21 protein-coding genes are annotated in these 17,373 nt (G+C 66.0%); 6 read left to right on the forward strand and 15 right to left on the reverse strand.

Annotated features, from left to right (window positions below; all coding sequences use genetic code 11):
* Nucleotides 1-317: 317 nt before the first annotated feature.
* From QXZ94_RS17810 to QXZ94_RS17840, 7 genes are read right to left on the reverse strand one after another with little or no spacing between them, the layout of a single operon-like run.
* Nucleotides 318-1,691 (reverse strand): amidohydrolase family protein, encoded by a 1,374-nt coding sequence (locus tag QXZ94_RS17810; RefSeq protein ID WP_315721503.1) that lies wholly within the window; start codon nt 1,689-1,691, stop codon nt 318-320.
* Complete coding sequence (locus tag QXZ94_RS17815; RefSeq protein ID WP_315721504.1) at nt 1,688-2,581, reverse strand: polysaccharide deacetylase; 894 nt, start codon at nt 2,579-2,581, stop codon at nt 1,688-1,690. Before QXZ94_RS17815 ends, QXZ94_RS17810 begins: the two co-directional genes overlap by 4 nt.
* The gene (locus QXZ94_RS17820; protein ID WP_409998798.1) at nt 2,568-3,368 is read right to left on the reverse strand and encodes an ABC transporter substrate-binding protein; all 801 of its coding nucleotides are present in this window, start codon (nt 3,366-3,368) and stop codon (nt 2,568-2,570) included. Before QXZ94_RS17820 ends, QXZ94_RS17815 begins: the two co-directional genes overlap by 14 nt.
* A 22-nt stretch (nt 3,369-3,390) precedes the next feature.
* On the reverse strand, nt 3,391-4,158 hold the full coding sequence (locus QXZ94_RS17825) for an amino acid ABC transporter ATP-binding protein (RefSeq protein WP_315726346.1): 768 nt from the start codon (nt 4,156-4,158) through the stop codon (nt 3,391-3,393).
* Nucleotides 4,155-5,006: an amino acid ABC transporter permease gene (locus tag QXZ94_RS17830; protein WP_315721506.1), complete on the reverse strand. Its 852-nt coding sequence runs from the start codon at nt 5,004-5,006 to the stop codon at nt 4,155-4,157. Before QXZ94_RS17830 ends, QXZ94_RS17825 begins: the two co-directional genes overlap by 4 nt.
* Nucleotides 5,003-5,824 (reverse strand): ABC transporter substrate-binding protein, encoded by an 822-nt coding sequence (locus tag QXZ94_RS17835; RefSeq protein ID WP_315721507.1) that lies wholly within the window; start codon nt 5,822-5,824, stop codon nt 5,003-5,005. Before QXZ94_RS17835 ends, QXZ94_RS17830 begins: the two co-directional genes overlap by 4 nt.
* A gap of 27 nt (nt 5,825-5,851) precedes the next feature.
* Nucleotides 5,852-6,826 carry an N-carbamoyl-D-amino-acid hydrolase gene (locus QXZ94_RS17840; RefSeq protein WP_315721508.1) on the reverse strand — a complete coding sequence of 325 codons (975 nt, stop codon included), beginning with the start codon at nt 6,824-6,826 and terminating at the stop codon, nt 5,852-5,854.
* On the opposite strand from QXZ94_RS17840, the gene QXZ94_RS17845 reads away from it, so the two are divergent.
* Together QXZ94_RS17845 and QXZ94_RS17850 are read left to right on the forward strand one after the other, a co-directional pair.
* Nucleotides 6,825-6,980 carry a hypothetical protein gene (locus QXZ94_RS17845; protein WP_315721509.1) on the forward strand — a complete coding sequence of 52 codons (156 nt, stop codon included), beginning with the start codon at nt 6,825-6,827 and terminating at the stop codon, nt 6,978-6,980. The genes QXZ94_RS17840 and QXZ94_RS17845 overlap by 2 nt on opposite strands.
* Nucleotides 6,977-7,960, forward strand: coding sequence for a LysR family transcriptional regulator (locus tag QXZ94_RS17850; protein ID WP_315721510.1), 984 nt, complete (start codon nt 6,977-6,979; stop codon nt 7,958-7,960). The genes QXZ94_RS17845 and QXZ94_RS17850 overlap by 4 nt, the downstream gene beginning before the upstream one ends.
* Before the next feature lie 205 nt (nt 7,961-8,165).
* Here QXZ94_RS17850 and QXZ94_RS17855 read toward each other — a convergent pair whose 3' ends face one another.
* Entirely contained in the window at nt 8,166-8,408 is a 243-nt protein-coding gene (locus QXZ94_RS17855) for a hypothetical protein (protein WP_172112226.1), read from the reverse strand.
* 435 nt (nt 8,409-8,843) lie between these two features.
* Between QXZ94_RS17855 and QXZ94_RS17860 the strand changes: the two genes are divergently transcribed.
* Complete coding sequence (locus tag QXZ94_RS17860; RefSeq protein ID WP_172112227.1) at nt 8,844-9,278, forward strand: DUF2267 domain-containing protein; 435 nt, start codon at nt 8,844-8,846, stop codon at nt 9,276-9,278.
* Nucleotides 9,279-9,299: 21 nt separating this feature from the next.
* Here QXZ94_RS17860 and QXZ94_RS17865 read toward each other — a convergent pair whose 3' ends face one another.
* From QXZ94_RS17865 to QXZ94_RS17890, 6 genes are all read right to left on the reverse strand, one after another.
* Complete coding sequence (locus tag QXZ94_RS17865; protein WP_315721511.1) at nt 9,300-11,213, reverse strand: nitric oxide reductase activation protein NorD; 1,914 nt, start codon at nt 11,211-11,213, stop codon at nt 9,300-9,302.
* Between the two features lie 3 nt (nt 11,214-11,216).
* Entirely contained in the window at nt 11,217-12,026 is an 810-nt protein-coding gene (locus QXZ94_RS17870) for a CbbQ/NirQ/NorQ/GpvN family protein (RefSeq protein WP_315721512.1), read from the reverse strand.
* Between the two features lie 60 nt (nt 12,027-12,086).
* On the reverse strand, nt 12,087-13,433 hold the full coding sequence (locus QXZ94_RS17875) for a cbb3-type cytochrome c oxidase subunit I (protein ID WP_315721513.1): 1,347 nt from the start codon (nt 13,431-13,433) through the stop codon (nt 12,087-12,089).
* Nucleotides 13,434-13,471: 38 nt separating this feature from the next.
* Nucleotides 13,472-13,924: a c-type cytochrome gene (locus QXZ94_RS17880; protein ID WP_172112231.1), complete on the reverse strand. Its 453-nt coding sequence runs from the start codon at nt 13,922-13,924 to the stop codon at nt 13,472-13,474.
* 100 nt (nt 13,925-14,024) lie between these two features.
* Complete coding sequence (locus QXZ94_RS17885) at nt 14,025-14,288, reverse strand: cytochrome C oxidase subunit IV family protein (RefSeq protein WP_315721514.1); 264 nt, start codon at nt 14,286-14,288, stop codon at nt 14,025-14,027.
* A gap of 3 nt (nt 14,289-14,291) precedes the next feature.
* Complete coding sequence (locus tag QXZ94_RS17890) at nt 14,292-14,870, reverse strand: cytochrome c oxidase subunit 3 family protein (protein WP_315721515.1); 579 nt, start codon at nt 14,868-14,870, stop codon at nt 14,292-14,294.
* A 118-nt stretch (nt 14,871-14,988) separates the two neighbouring features.
* Here QXZ94_RS17890 and QXZ94_RS17895 point away from each other — a divergent pair, with 118 nt between their 5' ends.
* Both QXZ94_RS17895 and QXZ94_RS17900 read left to right on the forward strand, forming a co-directional pair.
* Nucleotides 14,989-15,144 carry a hypothetical protein gene (locus QXZ94_RS17895; RefSeq protein WP_315717764.1) on the forward strand — a complete coding sequence of 52 codons (156 nt, stop codon included), beginning with the start codon at nt 14,989-14,991 and terminating at the stop codon, nt 15,142-15,144.
* A gap of 52 nt (nt 15,145-15,196) precedes the next feature.
* Complete coding sequence (locus tag QXZ94_RS17900; RefSeq protein WP_315721516.1) at nt 15,197-15,385, forward strand: hypothetical protein; 189 nt, start codon at nt 15,197-15,199, stop codon at nt 15,383-15,385.
* A gap of 9 nt (nt 15,386-15,394) precedes the next feature.
* On the opposite strand, the gene QXZ94_RS17905 is transcribed toward QXZ94_RS17900, so the two are convergent.
* Complete coding sequence (locus QXZ94_RS17905) at nt 15,395-15,637, reverse strand: hypothetical protein (RefSeq protein WP_315721517.1); 243 nt, start codon at nt 15,635-15,637, stop codon at nt 15,395-15,397.
* A 296-nt stretch (nt 15,638-15,933) separates the two neighbouring features.
* Here QXZ94_RS17905 and QXZ94_RS17910 point away from each other — a divergent pair, with 296 nt between their 5' ends.
* Nucleotides 15,934-17,352: a M20 family metallopeptidase gene (locus tag QXZ94_RS17910; protein WP_315721518.1), complete on the forward strand. Its 1,419-nt coding sequence runs from the start codon at nt 15,934-15,936 to the stop codon at nt 17,350-17,352.
* The last annotated feature ends 21 nt before the right edge of the window (nt 17,353-17,373 follow it).

The raw sequence follows: 17,373 nt of genomic DNA on the forward strand, positions 1-17,373 counted from the left end.
CCCGAAGCTGGTATCAAGTCGGCCGGTGTGACGCATCGGACGATGACGGCGGCCAACGAGCCGGGCGCCGGGAAGATCGCGTATAAGCCGTAAACCATCGCGCAGGGAAGGCCGGATGCTCCGGTCCGTACCTGTGGTTCTGCCGCGTGCTTTTTTGCTGCACGCGGACCATGGGTGCGACCGGCACCCGGCCTTCCCTGCGCCCTCATCATTCACGAGGGCCAAGACACCGGCGTCATCCGGGCGCACTCCGCGCCGCGGCAACGAAGCGGCTTGCCCGTTGTTTGACGAGGCTCAGTGAGATGAAGGAAACCGCTTCAGCCCGCGAACGCGGCCTGCGCCTCCGGCAGCGCCCAGATCTTCTCGATCGCGGCGGCACCTGCGGCCGTGATCGCCGCCTCGTCGCCATGCAGATAGCGGCCGTCGTGGATCAGCAGCCGGCCATCGACCATCACCTGGTCGATATTGGCGCGGTTGGCGAGCGCAATCAGGCCGCGGCGGGGATCATGCAGCGGCTGGAGATGCGGATGCGTCATGTCGACGATGGTGAGATCAGCGGTCGCGCCCGGCGCGATCACACCGAGATCGTCGCGCCTGATCATCGCAGCCGCGGTCGCGGTGACCGCATCGATCAGCTCCGGCGCGCTCGCGGTCTCGGCGTTGCCGAGCGCGACCTTCGAGATCAGCGACGCCGCATTGAGCTCGCCGAGCAGATCCATGTTGTAGCCGTCGGTGCCGACGGCGGTGCGCACGCCATGCGCGGCGAAGCGACCGAACGCTGCGGTAACGCCGGCGCGCGCGAACACGCGCGGGCAGTTCAGCACGCCGGCGCCGCGCGCCGCCATCAGCGCGAGGTCCGCATCGGTCGAGGCATGACAATGCGCGGCGAGCAGATCGGGCCCGAGCAGGCCGAGCCAGTCGAGATATTCCGCCGGCGTGCGGCCGCCATAGCGCTGCCCGATGGTCGCAACCTCACCAGCGCTTTGCGCCATGTGAGTGGTGATGGGAACGTCCAGCTCGCGCGCGCGCGCTGCGGCAGCACGCAACAGATCAGGTCCGCAGGTGTCGGTCGCATGCGGGCTCATCGCCAGGCCGATGCGCCCGTCGCCCTGCCCGTGCCAGCGCTGATGCAGCGCGTTCCAGGTCGCCATGTCGGCTTCGCCGTCGTCGCCGGCATAGTGCACGACACCCGAGGCATCCGCCTTGGCGTCCGAGGTCGAGAACAGATAGGGCGCGCCGTAGAAGCGCAGGCCCATTTCGAGCGCCGCATCGAAAAGCTCGGGGATCGTGTTGCGGAACGGCTCCATCACGGTGGCTGCGCCACCCTTCAGGAGCTGCAACACGCCCATGCGGCCGATCGCCAGCCGCTCCTCGACGGAGAGGATCTCCGCACCGCGCTTGGAGAGCGGCAAAAGCACCGTGTAGACGATGCTCTTGTTGTTGCGGCGGCCGTTGCCATCCTCGGTGAGCGTGCGCGCGATCGCCTCGCTGAAGATGTGGTTGTGCAGGTTCAACAGGCCCGGCAGCACGAAGCGGCCGGGGCGGTCGAACACCTCGTCGGCCGCGGGCCGGTCGCGCGTCACCGCCGCGATGCGCTTGCCTTCGACCAGCACCCAATGATCGCGCAGCACATGCTGCGCGCCGTCCTTGCGCGTCAGCACATGGCTGCCGAAAATCGCGGTCGTGCTCATGCGCCCTTCGCTTCCGCAGCCTCATGACGCTGGTAGTTCGCCGCAATCTCCGCGCCGGTGGTGATCCAGACGTCCTGGCAGGATTTGGCGTAGTTGAGGAACTCGCGCAGCAGCCGGAACCGCATCGGCCGCCCCGAGACCTGCGGATGCAGCACGGTGGTGACCATCGCGCCCCAGTCGCGGACCTCGTCGAGCTCGTCCTTCCACATCGACAGCACGTGCTCCTTTGGGAAGATCGAGCGCGGCGAGAACCGCGCCGACAGGCCGTGCATCCAGTCGTCATAGCTCGACGTTACCGGGATCTCGATCGTGCCCGGCTTGCCGTCGACGAGACGATGTCGGTAGGGCCTGACGTCGTCGCGGAACGACGAGGTGTAGACGATGCCCTGTCGTACCAGCGCGACGCGCAGCTCCTCGCAGAACTCGCCGAACGGCGCGCGGTAGCCGATCGGACGGACGCCGAGCCGGCGCTGCAGCGCCTCGAAGCCGCGCTCGATCTCCTCGATGATGAAGGGATCACCGGGATCGGGCAGCAGATGATGATAGCCGTGATGGCCGATCTCATGGCCGGCCTTCAGGACCGCCTCGGCCATCGCCGGATGCGCATCAACCGCCCAGCCCGTGATGAAGAACGTCGCCTTCAGATCCAGCTCGGCGAGCAGCTCCAGCAGCTTCGGCGTGCCGACGCGAGCCTCGAAGCCGCCGAAGCTCATCGTCACGAGTCGCGCGGCATGCGCGGGGTCCTTCGAGGTCCAGGCACTCTCGGCGTCGATGTCGAACGACAGGAACATCGCCGCCTTGTACGGCGCGGGCCACGGATAGTCCGGCGCCGGTGGCGCCGTGTTGGCAGGAGTGAGCGGGATGGCTGCGAGCGCCTTACTGTCCAGCATTGATCGTCACCTTCTCGATCGCGTTGTCGCTGAGCTTCCACTTCGCCAGCAGCGCCTTGTAGCTGCCATCGGCGATCAACGCCTCAAGCGCGCCACGCAGGGCCTCGCGCAGCTCCTCCGCCTTCACCGGCGTCGCGAGCCCGGTGTACTGGAAAGCGATCGGCGTGCCGACCGGCACATAGGTGTTCGGCTCGAGGTCCATGATGTAGGGCAAGGTCTCGTTGCCCTGCACGGCAGCGTCGATGCGGCCCTGCTTCAACTGCGTCCGCGCATCGGCCGAGCCCTCGGTGCCGACGAATTCGATCGGCGTCGCGCCGCAGTTCTTGTCGCTCCAGGCCGCGATGTCCTTCGGGAACATCGTGCGCCTGGAAGCGCCGACCTTCTTGCCGCACAGCGCCGTCGGCTCCTTGAACTCGGCGGCGCGCGAGGCCTGCACGAAGAAGCGCGGGCCACTGCGCAGATAGTCGATGAAGCTCGCGGTCTCCTGCCGGCTCTTCAGGTCGGTCATGCCGGTCAGGATGATGTCGAAGCGCTGGGTGGCGAGTCCGGGCATCAGCTGGTCGAAGCTGGTCTCCTGCCACACCGCCTTGATGCCGAGCTTCTTGGCCAGCGCCTCGCCGAGCTCGACGTCGAAGCCGGTCAGGGTCGCGGTGGCCGGATCCTTGAACTCCATCGGCGGATAGTTCGGCACCACGGCAATGCGCAGTCCGTTCTGCTTGATATCGGCCGGCAGCTCGGCCGCAGCACTTGCTCCCACCATCGCCGCGCTCGCGACGGCGGCCCACATGATCGACTTGACCTTCATGATCTCACCCCACTTCAGCTGCCAGAAATGCCTTGGTCCTCGCTTCGCGCGGCGCGCGCAGCACCTCGCCGGCCGGACCGCTCTCCACGATCACGCCCTGGTCCATGTAGACCACGCGGTCGGCGACCTCGCGCGCGAAGCCAAGCTCATGCGTGACGACCAGCATGGTCATGCCGGAACTGGCGAGCTGCTTCATCACGCCAAGCACCTCGCCGACCAGCTCCGGGTCGAGCGCCGAGGTCGGCTCGTCGAACAGCACCAGCCGCGGCGCCATCGCGAGCGCGCGTGCGATGGCGACGCGCTGCTGCTGGCCGCCGGACAATTGCGACGGGTAGGAGCCGGCCTTGTCGGCGAGCCCGACGCGGCGCAGCAGCGCCATCGCCGCCTCCCTCGCCTCGGCCGGCTTGCGCTTCTGCACCTGCACGGGGCCTTCGATGATGTTCTCCAGCGCCGTCATGTGCGGGAACAAATTGAAGCGCTGGAACACCATGCCGCAAGCGAGCCGCTGCCGCGAAATTTCGCGCTCGGACAGCCGATGCAGCCGGCCGTCCCGCTCGCGGAAGCCGAGCAGCTCGCCGTCGAGCCAGATGCCGCCGCTGTCGGCCGTGGTGAGCTGGTTGACGCAGCGGAGCAAGGTCGTCTTGCCGGAGCCGGACTGTCCGATCAGGCAGACCACCTCGCCTTCGAACACGTCGAGCGAGACCTGCTTCAGCGCCTGGAACTCGCCGAAGTGCTTGCTGACCTGGCGGATCGCGACCAGCGGCTTCATCAGCGGCTCCGCGCGATGCCGCGCGCAAAGCGGCGTTCGAGCAGCATCTGCAACGGCGTGAGGATCGAGACCACGAGCAGATACCAGAGCCCGGCGACGATCAAGAGCTCGATGACACGGGAGTTGGCGTAGTAGATGTTCTCGGCCGAATGCAGCACTTCCGGATATTGGATCACGCTCGCGAGCGAGGTGGCCTTGACCAGGCCGATGAACTCGTTGCCGAGCGGCGGGATCACGACGCGCATGGCCTGCGGCAGAATGATCCGGCGCAGCGCCTGCAAGCGGCCCATGCCGATCGCCTGCGCCGCCTCGTACTGGCCGATGTCGACCGACAGCAGGCCGGCCCGCATCACCTCCGAGGTGTACGCACCCTGGTTGATGCCGAGCCCGAGCAGCGCAGCGAGAAACGGCGTCATCACGTCGACCGCACGCGCGCTCCACAGGCCGGGAATGCCGATGGTCGGAAACACCAGCGCGAGGTTGAACCACAGCAGCAATTGCAGGATCAGCGGCGTGCCGCGGAATAGCCAGGTGTATCCGGCGGCGACCGAGCGCAGCACCGGATTCGGCGACAGCCGCATGATGGCGACGACAATGCCGAGCGCGATGCCGAGCGTCATCGCAGCGACCGCCATGACCATGGTGTTGACCATGCCGCGCAGGATCACCGGCGCAGCGATGAAGCGCTCGACGAAGGACCATTCGATCTGCCCACGCGCAAAGGCGCGGCCGATCGCAAGGAGGATGACGACGATGATGGCGGCTGTCAGCCAACGCCCCCAATGCGCCTGCCGCGCGATCCGATGGCCGGAGAGATCCGGAAAACCGCCGGTGAGCGCTTCGCTGCTCATTGCGGCGCCGCGTTCAGCATCGGCTCGCGCACCGCATTGGCGCCGAGACCCCATTTGTCGAGGATCGCCTTGTAGCTGCCGTCAGCGATCATCGCCTTGAGCTGGTCCGTCACCACGTCGCGAAGCACAGCGTCATCCTTGCGGAACATGATGCCTTGATAACCGAACGCAATGGGCTCCCCGACGATGCGGTACTTGCCGGCCTCCTGCGATTGCGCATAGGGCAAGGTCTCGCTGCCCTGCACGGCAGCGTCGATGCGGCCCTGCTTCAGCTGGTTGCGGACGTCGATCGAATTCTCCCCAGGCACATATTGCGCGGCGGGCTTGCCGGCAGCCTCGCAACTGGCCTTGCTCCACTTCTCGATCTCCTGCGGGAAGCTGGTCGAGCGGGTCGTGCCGATCTTCTTGCCGCAGAGATCGATCGCGGACTTCGCATCGCTCTCGGCGAGCACAAAGAATTGCGGGCCGGTGACGAGGTAGTCGACGAAGTCGGCCGTCTCGCGACGCGAGGCCCGGTCGGAGATGCCGGAGATGATGAAGTCGGCGCGCTTGGTCTGGAGGGAGGGGATCAGCTCGGCGAACGGCGTCTCGCTCCAGACGATCTTCACGCCCAGACGCTTCGCCAGCTCGTTGGCGAGATCGATGTCCAGACCCTTCAGCTCGTTGGTGGCGGGGTCGTGATATTCCATCGGAGCGTAGGTCGAGTTGACCGTGAGCTTGAGCGCCCCCGCCTGCTTGATGTCGGCAGGAAGCTCTGCCGCGCCGGCCGCGCTGAGCAGCGCGAAGGTGATGAAACCTGCGAACAACGAACGGCTCATCGTGCAAGACTCCTGCGGGCGAAATGGCTAATCGACGGCGATCGGCTCGACCACGCCGGCACGCTCGGTGATGACCTTGTACTGATCGGGCCGGCGGTGCGCCGCGAAGTTGAACATCTTGTCCTTGCCCTGCCGGCACAGATCGAGATCGATGTCGGCGACGATCACCTCGTCGGCGAGCGTCGTGGCCTGCGCGACGATGCAGCCATTGGGATCGACGATGCAGGAGCCGCCGATCAGGCCGCTGCCGTCCTCGTCGCCGGCCTTGGCGACCGCGATCGCCCAGGTCGCATTCATGTAGGCGTTGGCCTGCGCCACCAGGGTCGAGTGGAAGGTGCGCAAGCCGGCATCCTCGGTGTTGCCGCCGTTCGGATCATAGGCGGCGGAGTTGTAGCCGACGCACACCAGCTCGACGCCCTGCATGCCGAGCACGCGCCAGGATTCCGGCCAGCGGCGGTCGTTGCAGATCATCATGCCCATGATCGCCCCGGCCCAGTCGCTGCCTGCGCGCACCGCGGGAAAGCCGAGATCGCCATAGCCGAAATAGCGCTTCTCAAGCTGCTGATACTTGGCGCCCTCGCGCGGCTCCACCGAGCCCGGCAGATGGACCTTGCGGTACTTGCTGATGATCTCGCCGTCGGAATCGACCAGGATGGAGCTGTTGAAGCGCCGGCCGTCGGGCGTCAGCTCGGCATAGCCGACGTAGAAGCCAACCCCGAGCGCCCGCGCACGATCGAACAATGCGGCGACCGACGCATTCGGCATGCTGCGCTCGAAATACTGGTCGAGCACATCGCCCTCCAGGATCCAGCGCGGGAAGAAGGTCGTGAAGGCGAGCTCGGGAAACACCACCAGCTTGGCGCCCTCGGCGGCGGCCCGCTCCAGGAGTTCTATCAGGCGGGACAGCGTATGCGCCCGGCTGTCGGCGCGCTGGGTCGGCCCCATCTGGGCGGCGGCGGCGCGGAAGATACGGCTCAAGAGTGCCTCCGATCTGTGCGCCATGCCGAAGGATCAGGCGAAGGGCCGCCTGTATGCGCGCACCGAAAGAAGGGATCATTTGGTGAAAGCGGCGCGGGATTTGCAATCCGCCGATGCGGCCACGCGCTATGATATTTTGGCCGAGACCATCACCCGGGCTTATAGGGCGTTCACATGAACCTGCGTCAGCTGGAGATCCTGCGGGCCGTCATCCGCCATCGCACCACCGTCGCCGCGGCCGAGGAATTGGCGCTGTCACAGCCGGCGATCAGCAATGCGCTCAAGGCGATGGAGGCGCAGGCCGGCTTCACGCTGTTCGAGCGCGTCAACAACCGGTTGTTTCCGACGCCGGAGGCGATGACCTTGTACGAGGAGAGCGAGGCGATCTTCACCTTGCATGCGCGGCTGGAAAATCGCGTGCGCGACCTGCGCGAGCAGCGGACGGGTCATCTGTCGATCGTCGCCACGCCGCCGCTCGCCTACAGCATCATCCCGCCGACCTTGTCTGGCTTCCTGCGACGCAGGCCCCAGACGCGGATGTTCTTCGACGTCCGGCGCTATGAGGGCGTCATCGAGGGCGTGCTCGGCAACGTCGCCGAGCTCGGCTTCGCGCTCGGCCTGTCGGATCATCCCGGCATCGCTCATGAGATCGTGCACACCGGCGAGATGGTCTGCGTGGTGCCGCCGCAGCATCCGCTCGCGGAGCGCGACGTGATTTCCGCGCGCGATCTCGCCGGCTTTCCGCTGATCGGGCTGGAGCGCGGCACGCGGCTTGGCGAGGCCGTGCGCGAGAGCTTTCGGCAGCTCGACGCGGATTTCGAGCCGACCGTCGAGGTGCGCTACTGCAACACGGCCTGCGTGCTCGCGGCAGCCGGCGTCGGCATCGCCGTGGTCGATCCGTTCTCCCCGCGCCAGGGCGGACACGATCTCGTGGTACGGCCATTCACGCCGAGCACGACCGTCTCGGCTTACGTGCTGTGGTCGGAGGCAAGGCCGCTATCGCATTTGGCAAAGACGTTTCGCAGCGAGGTACGCAACGCCAGCCGGGGTCTTACGGAGAAGGCAAACACAATTGTTTCAGCAACGGCGCCGCCCAATACGGTGTCCTCGCCCCTTGGAAAGGGCATCACCGGCTCATCCGCGCACTCGCCCGGGTGAGGGGCATCTTTCCACAAGCGCGACTCGTCGAAAGAGACCCCTCACCCGAGCGAGTTCGCGGATCTGCACTGCATGCCCTCTCCCACCCTGGCGAAGCTCCGCTTCGCCTTGGGGGGCGAGGGCACATTCAAGAGCACCGCGCTTGCGGCGACATATGAGGAACGGAATTTCTGTCGTTAGCTCCAACGCCTCCGCGGCCCAAACCTCACGCGCGCGCCAGCTCGATATCGTGCGTCTGCTTCGTCTCGGCGTCGTACACCTTGATCTGCAACATCGGGAACCGGCGCTTCAGATCATGCGCACCGTTATGCGCGCCCTCCTTGGTCTTGAACTCCGTCTTGATCTGACCATCGACCACGACGGCATAACCGCTCAGCGGCAGGTCTTTGCCGGATTTGTCTTGAGCAGGCTTGTTGGAAACAGACTTCTCTTGGGCAGACTTGAGCATTGCGAGCCGACGTCGTTTCGTGAGTTGAGGGGGCGTCGAGTGCGCAGATGGCCGCGCCCCGAACGACGTCGATGTAAGGTGAGTCTGTCGCGACGAGCAAGCGAAGACGCGTTCTGCACAAGCAGGACGATTACGGTTCAACCTGATGGCGCACCGAGGGTCGGCGCTGACCTCGGGATGTCGGATGCGCGGCCGCGACAGGCAGGTATTCTCCTGCAACCAGCCCCCTGCTCTTTGAGCAATCGCCGTGGCCGCAGGAACCGGTTGACCCTTCGTTTACCTCAGGATCGACCACGACATCGTGAGATTGATGCAAGTCAACATTCTCGCTTCGAACACACCGCCTACTGGCACGGCGTCCAAGCGAATCACTCGTTGCGGTTCCCTCGTTCGGCGTTCCGCCAACGATCCCTATGCATCGTCATGGAGAATCACATGAGCGAGATCGGCGTGACCGCACTCGACCATACCGTCCAGGAAACCAACATCTGGCTGAAGGCGATCGAGCAGAGGCTCGGGCTGGCGAGCCGCCAGCAGGCCTACAACGCGCTGCGAGCCGTGTTGCACGTGTTGCGCGACCGTCTGCCGCTGGCCACCGCTGCGAACTTCGGCGCCCAGCTGCCGCTGCTCATCCGCGGCATCTACTACGAAGGCTGGCAGCACGCGGCCACACCGACGAAGGACCGGCATCTGGAGGAATTCGTCGACGACATCTTCCGCCAGCTGCCGCCGCAGTTCCCGATCGATCCACTCAAGGCCGCGCGCGGCATCTTCGAAATCCTCTGGGAGAAGCTCGACCCGGGTGAGTTCGACAAGCTGATGGGGCACCTGCCGGTGCCGTTGCGAAACCTGCGCGAGCCGGCGACGTGAGGCGTACGCCCGCTTCCAAATTCAATGCGCCAGCTGCCGGTATAGTGCCGGCAGCGCCGCGGGCAGACGACGAATATTGCCGACGATGGCGTAGCCGCCGCGACCGAACAAGGTTGGAAAGTAGGATTGCGCCGAGCCATCGATGGTGACTCCGAACACCGCAACACCTGCTCGCCTGGATTCCTGCACGGCCTTGCGGGTGTCCTCGATCGCGAACCGTCCCTCATAGTGATCGACGTCGTTCGGCTTGCCGTCGGTCAACACCAGCAAGAGGCGCTTGCGCTCCGGACGCTCCGCAAGCTCGCCGGCCGCATGACGGATGGCTGTGCCGATACGCGTGTAGTAGCCCGGCCTGAGCGCACCAATGCGTCGCTCGACCTGCCCGCTCATCGGCTCGCCGAACGCCTTCACGGTCTCCAGGCGGACCCAGGAATTGCGTCGCGACGTGAAGGTGAGGATGCTGTGGCTGTCGCCGCAGGCCGACAGGCCGTGCGCCAGCACCAGAAGCGCCTCCTTCTCGACGTCCAGGACGCGCACGCCATCGACCCACGCGTCCGTCGACAGCGAGACATCGACCAGCAGGGTCACCGCAAGATCATGCGCGAGCGGACGCATCGCGAGGTGCACGCGATCGAGCCCACCATGGCCGGCGTTGAAGTCGCTGCGCGCGCGGACCAGCGCGTCGATGTCCAGATCGTGCCCGTCGGCCTGCGCGCGCATCACCTCGTGGCGCGGCCGCAAGGTCTCGAAGCGACGCCGCACGCCTCGAATGCGACGGCGCATCGCGTCATCCGGAGCCCAGCTCTCTCCGGCCTCGGTGGCGTCGCCCGTCACCACGCGGCAATGGTCGGGCAGATAGGCGCGGCTGCGATAATTCCATTCGGGGTAGAGCCGGCCACTGTCGAGCCGGGCGCTGTCGACCGCCTCGGGGGGCAGATCGAGATCGAACTTCAGCTTGCTCGCCGGCCTGCCCTTGCGCCTGCTGATCGCGAGCTCGTCGAGATCGTCGGCCGCCTTGCGGGCGTCGTCATCATCCGTGTCATCGGAGGGCCGATCGACGTTCACCATCTCCGCCATCGCGAGAATCTTCTCGAAGCGATTGAGGATGAATGGGTCGCGCTGGGTTCTCTCGTCACGCTCGCGTTGCGCGAAGCGCTTGCGGCCGTCGGGCGCGGTTGCGTCCTGCGCCGGCGCCTCACTCTCCTCGTCATCACGCCCGGCGGCGATGCCGTCGCGGCTCCAGCAATCACCCCACAATGGGCATGGCAGCATCGGCCTGTAGCCAGGCGGCGCCGTGTCCGGCAGAGCGCCGTCGGCGACGACCGCGGCCCACAACCCGTCCTGGAGAGGCGCTCCGGCGCCCAGCAGCGCCATGACGATGGACTCGACCTGCTGCTCCAGTCGCGGCAGCGGCCGTCGCGGCCGAGCCGCGGCAAGCGCTTGGGCGAGTTGTGCATGAGGAGCGACGAGCCCGGGAAAGCGCGCGAGCACCAGCGCCGTCGTCTCGCCGGCACGCCGCAGCGTCAGGAGATCCCGGCGCAGCGGATCCGCCTCCGCGATCGGCTCGACCGACATGGTCGCAAACCACGCGGCAAGCCATCGGTAGAGCTGCGCGTTGAGCGCGCGATCCGGCAACAGCGCGATGGTCTCGGGAAGGAACAATGTGGCACCATCGCGCCCGGCTTGGTCGAGGCATTCGTCTCCGAGCCCGATGCGCTGGCGCCAGCCGAGCCGGTGGCCCGACTTGCGCGCCTTGCTACTCGCGATCTGCACGCCGGTCTCGCCACCGAGCGCACGGAACATCACGGCGATGCGCCCGCTGATCTCGGTCATTGCGACCGCATGATCCGGATGGACCGGGTAGCTCGACGTCGTGCCGACCAGGCGATGCCAGGCACGGCCGACGGTCTCCTCCAGTTCCAGGAAGTCGAGCATGGCTCACCCGATCACGACGTGCGCGACCTCGCGCAACGCGTCCTTGACGTCCGCGTCGTCGGTGAGCGGCTCGATCATCGCGGCGAGCACGGCATCGGCGACCGGCGTGCCAGCCGCAACCAGCGTCGCGCAATAGACCAGGAGCCGTGTCGAGACACCCTCCTCCAGGTCGTGGCCCTGCAGCGCGCGCAGGCGATGCGCCAGCCCCACCAGCGGCCGCACCCGCTCGGGCGACAGCCCGCTCTCGGCCGCGACCACCGCGATCTCCTGCTCGGCCGGCAGGAAGCCGAACTCGATGGCGATGAAGCGCTGCCGCGTCGATGGCTTCAGCGCCTTGTGCAGCGACTGGTAGCCGGGATTGTAGGACACGACCAGCATGAAGCCGTCGGGCGCGACCAGCTCCTCTCCGGTGCGCTCCAGCGGCAGAATGCGCCGGTCGTCCGTGAGAGGATGCAGCACGACGGTCACGTCCTTGCGTGCCTCGACCACTTCATCGAGATAGCAGATGCCGCCGTCACGCACCGCGCGGGTCAGCGGCCCGTCGGTCCATATGGTGTCGCCGCCCTTGAGCAGATAGCGCCCGGTGAGATCGGCGGCGGTGAGATCGTCGTGACAGGCGACCGTGTGCAGCGGCAGGCCGAGTCGCGCCGCCATGTGCGCGACGAAGCGGGTCTTGCCGCAGCCGGTCGGACCTTTCAGCAGCACCGGCAGGCGATGCCGGAAGGCATGCTCGAACAACGCGCACTCGTTGGCGGTCGGCGTGTACGGCGGCAACGAGGGAACGGTGTCGATCGCGTGCAGCGCGGTTTTCATGATCTCTCTCCAAAAGCGGGGACTACAGGCGGCGACCGCGGGGCCGCCGCCTGCAAGCATTCACTCCGCGGGCTGCAGGGCACCGGGGATCACGGCCTGCTTCGCGCGGCCGGGCACCAGCACGGCCCAAACGAACATCAGCGCCGAGATCGCCACGAACACGCCCGAGCCGAGTCGCACCCAGTAGAACATCGCGAGCTGGTCCTGCACGTCCATGTAGCTCTGGCCGAGCACGCGCTGCAGATGGACCTGAAGAATGCCGGCGAAGGTCAGGGCGAAGGTCATCACCATCATCGCCGTGCACATGATCCAGCAGCTCGCGATCGAGAGCCACTGGTTGTAGGGCGCACGCTGGCGCAGCTGCGGTACCGCATAGGCCATGACAGCGAGGTTGAGCATCACATAGGCGCCGAAGAAGGCGAGATGGCCGTGTGCGGCTGTCACCTGAGTGCCGTGGGTGTAGTAGTTCACGCTCGACAGCGTATGCAGGAAGCCCCACACGCCGGCACCGAGGAACGCCATCACCGAGCAGCCGACGGACCACAGCAGCGCGGCACGGTTCGGATGCTTGCGGCCGGCCTTGAGCGTCATCTGCACCGTGAAGATCACCATGGTGAAGAACGGTGCGACCTCGAGGGTCGAGAACAGCGAGCCGATCCACTGCCAGTAGCCGGGCGCGCCGATCCAATAGAAGTGGTGGCCGGTGCCGAGGATGCCGGAGAACAGCGCGAGGCCGATGATGACATAGAGCCACTTCTCGACCACTTCGCGGTCGATGCCGTTGAGCTTGATCATCAGGAAGGCCAGGATCGAGGCCATGATCAGCTCCCAGACGCCCTCGACCCAGAGATGGACGATGTACCACCAGTACATCTTGTCGACGGCGAGATTGGCCGGATTGTAAAAGGCGAACAGGAAGAAGATCGCCACGCCCCACAGGCCGAACAGCAGGATGTTGGTCACCGTGGTCTTGCGGCCCTTCAGCGCCGTCATCGTCACGTTGAACAGGAACATCAGGCAGACGACGACAATGCCGACCTTGATGATGAAGGGCTGCTCGAGGAACTCGCGGCCTTCATGATAATGGAAGAGATAGCCGACGACGGCGGCACCCGCGGCGCCGAAGAACATCCAGAACTGGATCTTGGCGAGCAGCGGGCTGTAGAGCTCGGTCTCGGTCTCCTCGGGCAAGAGGAAATAGGTAGCGCCCATGAAGCCGATCAGCGACCACACGATCAGCGCGTTGGTGTGGATCATGCGGACGATGTTGAAGGGCAGCAGGACCGACAGCGTGTTCGGCAGCACATAGATCGTGCCGGCGAGCAGGCCGAATATGACCTGGGCGAGGAAGAGCGTCAGCGCGCCGTAGAAATACAGCATCGCGACCTTCTGGGTCTCATATCTCATCGCGAATCTCTCTCATGGTGAAAGGGCGGGATGCCGGCTCAGCCGGCCTTGTTCGGCGGCCAATCCTGGCGCTTGATCGTGTCGGTCCATTGCAGGAAGTCGGCGAGGTCGTTGAGCTCCTGGTCGGAGAGATTGAACTGCGGCATCTGCCTCCGGCCGGGCGCACCCGAGGGCTGCGACTGCATCCAGGATTTCAGCATCTCGCGCGCGGCGGCGGGGTCCTGCCTGCCGCCCCAGCGGTCCCAGACATTGCCGACCTCCGGCGCAAAGTAGGCCCCCTCGCCGAGCAGCGTATGGCAGTTGATGCAGGAGTTCTTCTCCCAGACATGCTTGCCGCGCGCGACGCCGTCCGAGAGCGTGGTGGCGTTGGTCGAGGTCGTGACCATGTAGTAGTGGCTGTGCGCGGTCAGCCCGAGGAAGATCGCGAAGAAGAAGGCCGAACCGCCGTAGAAGACGTTCCGTGCGGCCGACTTGGTCAGGCGTTCCGCCATGACACGTCCTTTCCGGTTGGTGAGGGTCGATGGTGAAGGCAATCTAACGACACCGCCGGGGCTCTCTTTGTCGCGGCGCAAGCAGCACGGCGATCGCCCGTCAGACCAGCGCGCGGAGCGCCACCGCGAGCCCGGCGAACGTAACCAGACCCACAAGCCAGGATGTGAGCAGGCCGCGCCACAGCGCGGGCGCATGGCGCAGGCCGAGAAAATCCAGCACGATCACCCTGCCCTTGGCTAATGCCAGCGAGAGCACCAGCGCATCGGCCAGCCAGCGGTTCGGCAGCAGCAGCGAGGCCGCGAGCGTGGCGATGGCGAGGCTCAGCAGGGTGAGCCAAGCGAGCGTGAGGCGATCGCGGACCATGGCTCATCCCACCAGATAGAGGATCGGGAACATCACGATCCAGACCAGATCGACCATGTGCCAGAACGCCGTCCCGGTTTCGACACCGTTGGGCGAGGCATGACGACCGACGATTCCGAGAATGATCATCCCGAGCACGACGTGGAGCAGATGGAAGCCCGTGAGCAGAAAATAGAGCGTGAAGAACGGAGACGTCTCGAGACCGGCGCCGGCTGCGATCTCCACGCCATACTCGGTCAGCTTGACGGCAATGAAGGCCGCGCCGAGCAGGACCGTCAGCGCGATCCAGCGCCGTGCGACAGCGGGTGACGCGCCTCTGGCCGCGGCCGCCCCGCGCGCCGCAGCCCACCCGCTCGTGACCAGCACGATCGTGTTCAATGCCGCGAGAGGGCCGTCCAGCATGGCCTGCCCGGCCGCAAACACGACTGGATTGACCGTTCGCGCCACGACGAAGGCGCCGAGCAGCAGCCCGAAGGCAACGAGCTCGCTGAGGATCAGGACCCACATCATGGGGTCGCCCGGCAGCCCGTCGAGCAGGCCCCAGCGCTCCGTCGTTTCCGGTTCATATGCGAGTGCCGACACGGTCATCTCCGATCAGATGCGGCAAAGCTAATCGGGGCAGCAGACATGCTCTTTGTCGGCGCACAAACAGCGCGGCGCCGGGACGCGCTACGGGATCGGCGCCATCAGGAGCACGTCCATGACCGAAGCGCAGCTCGGCCTCGTCACCGCCACCCCGATCATCATCGTGTTTGCGGCAGCGCTGCGGCGCATGGGCGTGCTGTCGACCACGGGGACCGTGTCCGCGATTGCGCTCTCCGTTGCGATCGCGGTCGTCCTGTTCACCACGCAATAGTCGGCCTGGAACCTTTGCCGGCCTCGGGCGTCAGATCGTTCGGAGGTGCGGCATGGACGACAACCGATTCGCAGAGCTGCTCGGGAACGCCGCAATCAGCGTGTGGGGCGACATGCCACGCGACATCCAGGAGGCGCTGTTCGAGACTGCGATGCGCGGTCACGACGACCTGCGGCATGAGCTGGCGAAGCTGCTGCACGACCGTCACCCGCGCACGGAGCATCCGCCGCAGCCGGCGTGAGCGGTCTCACTAGGGACGATCGTCGGCCCGGAAATGGGCGGGCTCATCGTATCCCTTGCGGCTGCTGTAGAACAACAGCACCATCAGCCCGATCCCCACGATGAGCGAAAACACCACGCCGAGCGTGAGTGCGATCCAGCCCTCGGTCGGCATCGGATCGCCGGGCAGAGTCATTCCCTGATAGGCGAATACGCTGGCGGCTGCGAGAATCAGCAGCAATGCAACGATGACGGCGATCGGTCCTGCACGCATGGCGGTCGACTCCTGCCCCGAGAACAGGAAGCGGTCACGATCGTTCCTGGACGGTTGCGGTAACGGCGCACAGCGGCAGTTCCGAAATGTGGGAACGCCGCGCCCGCTTCGTCACGCTGCGCTGCCGAAAGCATCGCGCTGCATCCAATCGCGGCATCATCTGCTCACGGGATGACGCGCTCGTCCGCGCGTTGGCGCGTGCCGCATGGCTGCTCTCGCGGCGGATCGCTAGGCGTCCGGGAACTTAGCTGATAACCATACCGGCTTCCTATCGGCTAAAGAGGACAAGACCGGAGATGGACAACCGCAGCGAGATCTGGCGCGGCGTCGACGCGATCAAGACCCGTTTCATTGAGCTCAGCGACCGAGTGTGGAGCATGCCCGAGGTCTGCTACACCGAGGCCCGCTCGTCTGCCGAACATCTCGCCGAGCTGAAGCACCAGGGTTTTCGCATCACCGAAAAGGTGGCGGGTATTCCGACCGCGCTGATGGGCGAATGGGGCGAAGGCGGTCCGGTCATCGCCTTCATGGGCGAATACGACGCCCTGCCCGGGCTCAGCCAGGAGGCGGGAGTCGCCGAGCATCGTCCGATCGAGACCGGAGGCCATGGGCACGGCTGCGGCCACAATCTGCTCGGCTCCGCCGCGCTGCTTGCGGCCACCGCCGTGAAGGACTGGCTGGCAGCCAACAAGGTTCCGGGCCGCGTCCGTTATTATGGCTGCCCCGCCGAGGAAGGTGGAGCGGCGAAGGCGTTCATGGTGCGGTCGGGCGCGTTCGCGGATGCCGACATTGCCATCACCTGGCATCCGTCGAGCTTCTGGGAGGTGGTGATGACGCCGTCGCTCGCCAATACACGGGCGGACTTCATCTTCACCGGGCGCACCTCGCATGCGGCAGCCTCGCCGCATCTCGGCCGCAGCGCGCTCGACGCGGTGGAGCTGATGAATGTCGGCGTCAACTACATGCGCGAGCACATGCCGAGCGACGCTCGCGTGCACTACGCGCTGCTCGACACCGGCGGCATCGCTCCCAACGTCGTGCAGGCACATGCGCGCGTGCGCTATTCGATCCGCGCCCGTGACCTGCCCGGCATGAACGAGCTGGTCGGGCGCGTCCACAAGATCGCACAGGGCGCGGCGATGATGACCGAGACCAAGGTCGAGATGAAGATCATCTCCGCGGTCTCCAACATCCTGCCGAACACGCCGCTCGAAGAGGCGCTGTACGAGGTCATGCAGGAGCTCGGTCCGCCGCATTTCGACGACAGCGACCGCGACTTCGCCGGGCAGATCCAGGCGACCTTGACCGACAAGGACATCGAGTCGGTCTATTACAGCATCGGCATGGAACCGGCCGACAAGCCACTCGCCGACTTCCTCGTGCCGCTCAACACGAAGCGCAATCCGCAGATCGGCTCGACCGATGTCGGCGACGTCAGCTGGGTGGTGCCCACCGTGCAGGTGCACGCGCCGACGGTGGCGATCGGCACGCCGTTCCACACCTGGCAGGTGGTCGCGCAAGGCAAGACGCCGGCCGCCCACAAGGCGATGGTGCAGGCCGCCAAGGCCATGGCCGGGCTCGGCATCAAGGCGCTCAATGAGCCCGCTCTGATCGCCGCCGCCAAGGCCGATCTCACGAAGCGGACGACGCGCACGCCCTATGTCAGCCCGCTGCCTGCCGAGGTCGAGCCGCCGCTGACGATGTCGGTCGCCTGAAATCAGAACTGGGGGAAATAG

The sequence above is a fragment of the Bradyrhizobium sp. SZCCHNS2022 genome, from assembly GCF_032377575.1.
Taxonomy (GTDB): domain Bacteria; phylum Pseudomonadota; class Alphaproteobacteria; order Rhizobiales; family Xanthobacteraceae; genus Bradyrhizobium; species Bradyrhizobium aeschynomenes.